The 7,078-nt window shown below is 71.9% G+C and carries 7 protein-coding genes; 3 read left to right on the top strand and 4 right to left on the bottom strand.

What is annotated here, in order from left to right:
• The coding region (locus VLF38_RS02995) for a SatD family protein (protein WP_325269809.1) at positions 1-580 on the top strand (580 nt) is incomplete at its 5' end.
• Positions 577-1,314 carry a hypothetical protein gene (locus tag VLF38_RS02990; RefSeq protein ID WP_325269808.1) on the top strand — a complete coding sequence of 246 codons (738 nt, stop codon included), beginning with the start codon at positions 577-579 and terminating at the stop codon, positions 1,312-1,314. The genes VLF38_RS02995 and VLF38_RS02990, both read left to right, overlap by 4 nt.
• Before the next feature lie 70 nt (positions 1,315-1,384).
• Here the strand turns inward: VLF38_RS02990 and VLF38_RS02985 are convergent, their stop codons facing one another.
• The 4 genes from VLF38_RS02985 to VLF38_RS02970 all read right to left on the bottom strand — a co-directional run bounded on the left by VLF38_RS02985 (position 1,385) and on the right by VLF38_RS02970 (position 4,817).
• Positions 1,385-1,738, bottom strand: coding sequence for a hypothetical protein (locus VLF38_RS02985; RefSeq protein ID WP_325269807.1), 354 nt, complete (start codon positions 1,736-1,738; stop codon positions 1,385-1,387).
• 17 nt (positions 1,739-1,755) lie between these two features.
• Positions 1,756-2,646, bottom strand: a complete 891-nt coding sequence (panB, locus tag VLF38_RS02980; RefSeq protein ID WP_325269806.1) for a 3-methyl-2-oxobutanoate hydroxymethyltransferase — start codon at positions 2,644-2,646, stop codon at positions 1,756-1,758.
• A gap of 111 nt (positions 2,647-2,757) precedes the next feature.
• A complete protein-coding gene (locus tag VLF38_RS02975; protein WP_325269805.1) occupies positions 2,758-4,212 on the bottom strand; it encodes an alpha/beta hydrolase in 1,455 nt (484 codons plus the stop codon).
• Positions 4,213-4,283: 71 nt separating this feature from the next.
• Complete coding sequence (locus VLF38_RS02970; RefSeq protein ID WP_325269804.1) at positions 4,284-4,817, bottom strand: N-acetyltransferase; 534 nt, start codon at positions 4,815-4,817, stop codon at positions 4,284-4,286.
• 80 nt (positions 4,818-4,897) lie between these two features.
• Between VLF38_RS02970 and VLF38_RS02965 the strand changes: the two genes are divergently transcribed.
• A complete protein-coding gene (locus VLF38_RS02965; RefSeq protein ID WP_325269803.1) occupies positions 4,898-6,937 on the top strand; it encodes an NAD(+) synthase in 2,040 nt (679 codons plus the stop codon).
• The last annotated feature ends 141 nt before the right edge of the window (positions 6,938-7,078 follow it).

Below are 7,078 nucleotides of genomic sequence, written 5' to 3'. Positions count from 1 at the left end.
GAGCCGGGCTGCGCTGCACGCGCGCGTCGTCGAGCTCCTCGCCGAGGCCAACGGCGAGGCGCCCCTGGTGCCCCTGCGGATCACGGTCGGCGACGAGTTCCAGGGATGCTTCACCGATGTGGGTGGGGCACTCCGCGCGGTCCGCGCGCTCCGGCTCGCCGGGCTCCCGGACGTCGACCTGCGGTTCGGCATCGGCTGGGGCCAGGTCGCCGTGCTCCAGGAGGAGCCACGCGTCGAGGACGGCCCAGGCTGGTGGGCGGCACGTGAGGCGATCGAAGCGGTCGCTGAGGAGGCGACGCGCGCCGGCCGCCGGCTGGCCCGCTCGGCGTACCGGTGTGCGGAGGGGGTCGAGGGCCCGTCGGTCCCGGCGGTCAACGCCGCCCTGCTACTGCGCGACCAGGTGATCGGTGGCCTGTCGCCGCGCTCGCTGTCGGTGGTCCGTGGTCTGCTGGACGGACGCACGCAGGGAGAGATCGCCGGTGACCTCGCCGTCTCGGCCTCCGCGGTCTCCCAGCGCGTGCGCAACGACGGTCTGGCCATGCTGGTCGCGGCCGAGGCGATGCTCGAGGAGGTGCGATGACCTGGTTGGCCCTGCTGCTGATCGGTGTCGCGGTGACCGACCTGGCGCACTCCGTGCTGCAGCGCAACGTCTTCCCGCAGGTGGTGGGCACCGCGTCAGTGGTGGCCGTGGCGCTGGGCGCAGGGCTGACCGACCTGCGCGATCTCGCTCCCGTCGCTGTGGTGGTGGTCGCCGTCCTCGCGTGGGGCTTCACGGTCAGCCACGGCTTCGCTGCGGGAGGACGTCCCTGGCTGCCGCTCGCCGTCCTCGGCCTGTCGTTCGTGGTTGCAGTGGCCGCGGCCCCGGTGGCGCCCGCGATTCCCGCTGACGCCCTGCTGGCGCGCTGGCTGCACGCTGTGCCCTGGTCCGCGGCGGGTGCCGCACCGGACGGGGTGCTGCTGCTGGCCGCCCTGGCGATGGTCCAGCTCTCGACGGGCAACGTCATCGTCCGGCTGGTCCTCGCCGCAACGGGCACCGTGCTTCCCGCGCTGCACGGCACTGCAGGCGATCCCGAGACGCGGCTCAAGGGCGGGCGCTTGCTCGGCCCGATGGAGCGCCTGGTGATCTTCGGCCTCGGCCTCGCCGGTGAGCTCACTGCAGCCGGCATCGTCATCGCCGCCAAGGGGCTGCTGCGTTTCCCCGAGCTCCAGCTGAAGACCGAGCAGGAGCGGATCCATCAGCTCACGGAGTACTTCCTGGTCGGGAGCTTCGTCAGCTGGCTGGTGCCGTTGACATCGCTCGTGCTGCTGTCCTGAGCGCGTCGGGACTCCTCGCGCCGGGCCTCCTCGGGCCTCCTCGCGCCGGGCCTGGGCGGCGTCCAGCTATTCACCGCGGCGAAGAGTTGTCCGGTCCACGCGGGGCCCGCACGTCGAACTCTTCACCCGGGTGAGGAGTCGTACCGCTCGCGCCAGTAGTCGTGCGCTGTAGCCACCGCCCGAGCGTCGCATCGAGGACGTGCTCGACAGCCGCGGCCAGGGTGCTGCGGACGACCAGCAGCAGGAACATGCCCGGAGTGAACAGCGCACCGAAGCGAGCGATCTCGACCACGTCGTCTCCCGTCGGCACGCGCTGCTCGAGGAACGCGAGCAGAGCAGAGACCAGCACGGTGCCGCCGGCCCCGGCGATCAGGCTGAACGTGGTGAGCGCCCGCCAGCTCCCGAACGGCGGCCACTCGTCCATCCGCCGATGATCGATCCTCAGAAGGAGTGCTCCGCGTCGGGGAAGGTCCCGCCCTTGACGTCCGCGGCGTACGCCTTCGCGCCCTCGAGCAGCACCGACCGGACGTCGGCGTACTGCTTGACGAACTTCGGCATGCGGCCCGCACGGATGCCGAAGGCATCGGTCCACACGAGCACCTGGCCGTCGCAGCCGGCGCCCGCGCCGATGCCGATGGTGAGGATGTCGAGCTCCTTGGAGACCTGCTCGGCGACGTCGGCCGGCACCATCTCCATGACGACCGCGAAGGCACCTGCCTGCTGGACGGCGCGCGCGTCGGCGAGGACCTTCTCGGAGCCGGCACCGCGACCCTGGATCCGGTAGCCACCCAGCGCGTGCTCGCTCTGCGGGGTGAAGCCGATGTGGGCGATGACCGGGATGCCGCCCTGCACGAGCTTGCTGATGACAGGCGCCATCTCCGCACCGCCCTCGAGCTTCACGCAGTGGGCGCCTCCCTCCTTCATGAAGCGCACGGCGGTGAGGTAGGCCTGCTCGGGGCTCGCCTGGTAGCTGCCGAAGGGCAGGTCGCCGACAACCATCGCCCGCTTGGCGGTCTTGCTGACGGCACGGGTCAGAGGGAGGAGCTCATCCACCGTGATCGGGAGCGACGTCTCGTTGCCGAAAACGTTGTTGGAGGCGGAGTCGCCGACCAGCAGCATCTCGATGCCGGCCTCGTCGAAGATCTGGGCGGTGTACATGTCGTACGCCGTCAGCATCGTGACCTTCTCGCCTCGCTGCTTCATCTCGGCGAGGTGGTGGGTGCGGATCCGCTTGACCGTGGCGCTCGGCGAGGTGGGGCTCGTGGAGGCGGCTCCGGCGCCGTACGGCGCGGCGACCTCGGCGGAGGTGGTGGTCGACTGCTGCTCGCTCATGGCGATCTCTCCTGGGGGTGAATCTCGAGGCTCCCTGACGGAGTCCCCGGACGCACTGGCAAGGCTAGACCGAGGGTGGCGGTTCGTGGCATGTCTCGTGCGTCACGCGCGTCAGCGCCAGCTCATCAGCTCGTACGCCGCCTGGCCGCGCAACCAGTCGGCCGCAAGGCCCGCTCCGGTCGCTGTGCGCGCAGGGACGGTGGCCGGAGGCGAGCCGACGACGACCGCCGCCACCGCCTCGAGACTGGCGGAGCCGGGCACCAGGTAGCTCGTGTGGATGTCGACGAAGCGCTCGGCCTGGTCGAGGTGGGGCGGGTCGACGGGGTTGGTGGGCAGTCGCACCGCACCGAAGTCGGCGTGCGCAGGGTCGACGCCGAGGGGGCCGGCGCCACCCACCCACGTGACGGGGTCGAGATCATGGGCGGCGACCCAGGTCGGGAGGCGCAGGTCCGACGCGTTGTCTGCGCCCGTGGCCGCACCAGGACTGCCGAGCAGCACCAGCCGGTCGGCGTCCATGCCGTCCGCGGCGGCGTGGGCAGCGGTCGTCGCGCCGTAGCTGTGGCCGATCACCGTGACGTCCCGGTCGGGGAGGCCGTCGGTGAAGCGGACCAGTTCCGCACCACCCTCGTCGGCCGCACGGTCGCCGGCTGCACGGATCACGTCGCTCAGATCGCGCACGCGCAGCCGGCCGCGGGCGAGATCTCCGTCGGCGGGGGCGTCGTAACCGATCCAGGCGACGGAGGCGGTCTGCCGTGGAGTTCGGGAGGCGGCTGCACCCGTGACGGCCAGGGCCATCGCGCCGACCTCGCGGATCGCCGTCGCGTCGGTCGTCATGCCGGGGACGACGACAGCGAGGTGATCAGCCGTCGTCGGGTCGCCATAGGCGACGACCACCCTTCCGTCGCCGTCGAACGCGGCCGGGTCGAAGTCGAGGAGCCACGTCTCGGCGCCACCGTCGCGCAGCGCCCGGCGGGTGGCGTCCGCGGCAGGGGAGTCGTCGAGGACGAGGAGGGCCCGGTGTGCGGCGTCGAGGAGGTCGTGGTGAGTGGCCGAGTGTTGGGGGTGGGTGGTGCTGGCAGCGAGCGCGGCGGCGAGCTCCTCCTCGGCCTGCCGCCAGCCCGCCTTCCATGCCTCGAGGTCGTGGAGGAGGCCCCGGTGACGAGCCCAGGCGGCGCTGCGTAGGGCCGAGGCGTCGGGTCGGGTGTCGGGCTCATGCACGAGGTGCGCGAGCGTGGTGGTCTCGTCGTCGACCCGCGACCGGAGCGCCGAACGTGAGACGCCGAGTCGACGGAGCGCCCGCGCGAACTGCGCAACCGCGACGACCCCGGTCAGGCCGGCGTCGCTGGTCACCCGGGCCTCTGCCTGCAGCGCTCGAGAGCGGCCGGACGCAGCCGCGGCAGCAGGGCCCTGCCACTCCTGGCCGGCTCGGCGGATCGCTCCGTTGGCGCGGTCGCCGGCCGACGCGCAGGCGGCGCACGCACCGAGCCAGACACGGGCTGCGGCGGCCACGACCGGCACGGAGGGCAGGGGTGGTGGGAACGGAGCAGGCGAAGGCAGGCCGGTCATGACGCCACGCTGGCGGCGTTCTGAGGCGGGCTGCAACCAGTCCCGGCAGCGCCTGTGGATCGTCGCGGCGTTCAGCCCAGGCGGTCGAACGGCGCGGCGTAGGCGAACGATCCACGCGGCCCGTCCGGAGCCAGGCGCAACACCTGGAAGTACGGCCCCCATTCCGCGACCGGTGGCTCGACGCCCTCGTCCGCTGCCGGCACGAAGCCGAAGCGCTGGTAGTAGGCAGGCTCGCCGAGAAGGACGACGGTGTCCTCGCCCCGCTCGGCCGCGGCTGTGAGTACGGCGCGCACGAGCGCGGCGCCGACGCCCGTGCCCTGCCGCTCGGGCAGCACGCTGAGCGGGCCGAGCCCCAGGGCCGGCGTGCCACCGAGGTCGCCGCGGGTGCAGACCACATGGCCGACGAGGGCGCCGTAATCCTCCGCCACCAGCGACAGCCCCGGGATCCAGGCGGGGTCGGCCCGCAACCAGGTCACGAGGGTCGCCTCACCGGGCACGCCGTCGGGCTCGACCGCGGGAGCGGCGTACGGCGCTCCGGCGAAGGCAGCGGCGGTGACGGCGCGGATGGTGTCGACGTCGGACGGTCGTTCGGGTCGGATCAGCACACTGCATCCTCTCGCGCGACCACAAGCCACACCTCGCGTGACCACAAGCCACACTTCGGCGGCTTCCCTAGAGTGGGCATGTGGACTTCTACTCGTCGTACGCCCAGGGCTTCGCGCGCGTCGCCGCGGTGACCGTGCCGGTCGCCGTCGCCGATCCGGCGGCCAACGCGGCCGTGATCCTCGAGCAGGCCCGGCACCTGCACGAGCAAGGGGTCGGCGTCGCTGTCTTCCCCGAGCTCTGCGTGACCGGCTACGCGATCGACGACCTCTTCCTCCAGGACACCCTGCTGGACGCGGCGGAGGCGGCGGTCCGCGACATCGTCGAGGCCAGCGCCACCCTGACGCCGGTCCTGGTCGTCGGCGTCCCGATCGCCGACGGCGCCCGGGTGCTCAACTGCGCGGTCGTCATCCACCGCGGTGTCGTGCTCGGCGTCGCGCCGAAGTCCTACCTGCCGACCTACCGCGAGTTCTACGAGCGCCGCTGGTTCGCGCCGGGCGACGACCGCACCGGCACCATCACGTACGCCGGCCAGCAGGCGCCGCTGGGCAACGACCTGCTCTTCGCCGCGACCGACGTCAAGGGCCTCGTGCTCCACGTCGAGGTCTGCGAGGACATGTGGGTTCCCGTCCCGCCCAGCGCTCTCGCCAGCCTCGGCGGCGCGACCGTGCTGGCCAACCTGAGCGCGAGCCCGATCACGATCGGCCGGGCCGAGTCGCGACGCACCCTCGTGCAGTCCGCGAGCGGGCGCTGCAACGCGGCGTACCTCTATTGCGCAGCCGGCCAGGGCGAGTCGACCACCGACCTCAGCTGGGACGGCCAGACGATGGTCTACGAGCTCGGGGAGCTGCTCGGGGAGACCGAGCGCTTCCCCGACGGCCCGCGCGCGACCGTGGTCGACGTCGACCTCGACAAGATCCGCCAGGAGCGGCTGCGTCAGGGCACCCACGACGACAACCGCCGCGGGCTCGGGCTCTCCACCACCGACAGCTTCCGCACGGTCGAGTTCACCCTCGACCCACCCAAGGGCGACATCGGCCTGCTGCGCAAGGTCGACCGCTACCCGTTCGTGCCCGACGACCCGGCTCGCCTCGACCTCGACTGCTACGAGGGCTACAACATCCAGGTCTCCGGCCTGGAGAAGCGGCTGCAGGCCATCGGCAACCCGAAGGTCGTCATCGGCGTGAGTGGGGGCCTCGACTCGACGCACGCGCTGCTCGTCGCAGCCAAGGCGATGGACCGGCTCGGCCGCCCGCGCACGGACATCCACGCCTTCACGATGCCGGGCTTCGCCACCGGTGACACCACGAAGTCCTACGCCTGGCGACTGGGTCAGGCCCTCGGTGTCACCTTCCAGGAGATCGACATCAAGCCGGCCGCACGGCAGTTGCTCGACGACCTCGACCACCCCTACAGCGAGGGCGAGAAGGTCTACGACATCACCTTCGAGAACGTCCAGGCCGGCCTGCGCACCGACTACCTCTTCCGGCTGGCCAACCACCGTGGCGGGATCGTCCTCGGCACCGGCGACCTCTCCGAGCTCGCGCTCGGCTGGTGCACCTACGGCGTCGGTGACCAGATGTCGCACTACAACGTCAACGCCGGCGTGCCGAAGACGCTCGTGCAGCACCTGATCCGCTGGGTGATCGCCCATGGTGAGTTCGCCCCCGACGCCAACGAGGTGCTCGGGCAGATCCTCGCCCAGGAGATCACCCCGGAACTGATCCCGACCGAGGAGGGCGTCAAGCCCCAGGCGACCGAGGACTCCACCGGGCCCTATGCGCTGCAGGACTTCACGCTCTTCCACGTGCTGCGCCACGGCATGCGGCCCAGCCGGGTGGCCTTCCTGGCCTGGCACGCGTGGCGCAACTCCGAGGTCGGGGAGTGGCCGCCCGGGTACGGCGACGGCAACCGCCCGGCGTACGACCTCGCGGAGATCCGGCACTGGCTCGACGTCTTCATCCGGAAGTTCTTCGCGAGCCAGTTCAAGCGCTCGGCGCTGCCCAACGGCCCGAAGGTCAGCGCGGGCGGCACGATGAGCCCGCGCGGCGACTGGCGGATGCCCTCCGACGCCAGTCGTACGGCGTGGCTCGCCGAGCTCGAGAACGTTCCGCAGGACTGAGCAGGACCCGGGTCTCGACGCGATCAGCCGCCGGTCCGGAGGCGGGGCAGGATCCGGACCGACGGCTTCGTTCGGAGGCGGCGTCAGCCGTCGTGGTGGTGCCAGGTGAGGGACATGCGCGCCATCGCCAGGGCGCAGAAG

It is taken from the genome of Nocardioides sp. (genome assembly GCF_035481145.1).
Lineage (GTDB): Bacteria > Actinomycetota > Actinomycetes > Propionibacteriales > Nocardioidaceae > Nocardioides.
This window is presented reverse-complemented; position numbering and strand designations above follow the sequence as displayed.

What these genes read in the sequence shown, in the direction of transcription:
- VLF38_RS02990 (WP_325269808.1), top strand. Translation starts at nt 577, where the DNA reads ATGACCTGGTTGGCCCTGCTGCTGATCGGTGTCGCGGTGACCGACCTG.
- panB (WP_325269806.1), bottom strand. Translation starts at nt 2,646, where the DNA reads ATGAGCGAGCAGCAGTCGACCACCACCTCCGCCGAGGTCGCCGCGCCG.
- VLF38_RS02975 (WP_325269805.1), bottom strand. Translation starts at nt 4,212, where the DNA reads ATGACCGGCCTGCCTTCGCCTGCTCCGTTCCCACCACCCCTGCCCTCC.
- VLF38_RS02985 (WP_325269807.1), bottom strand. Translation starts at nt 1,738, where the DNA reads ATGGACGAGTGGCCGCCGTTCGGGAGCTGGCGGGCGCTCACCACGTTC.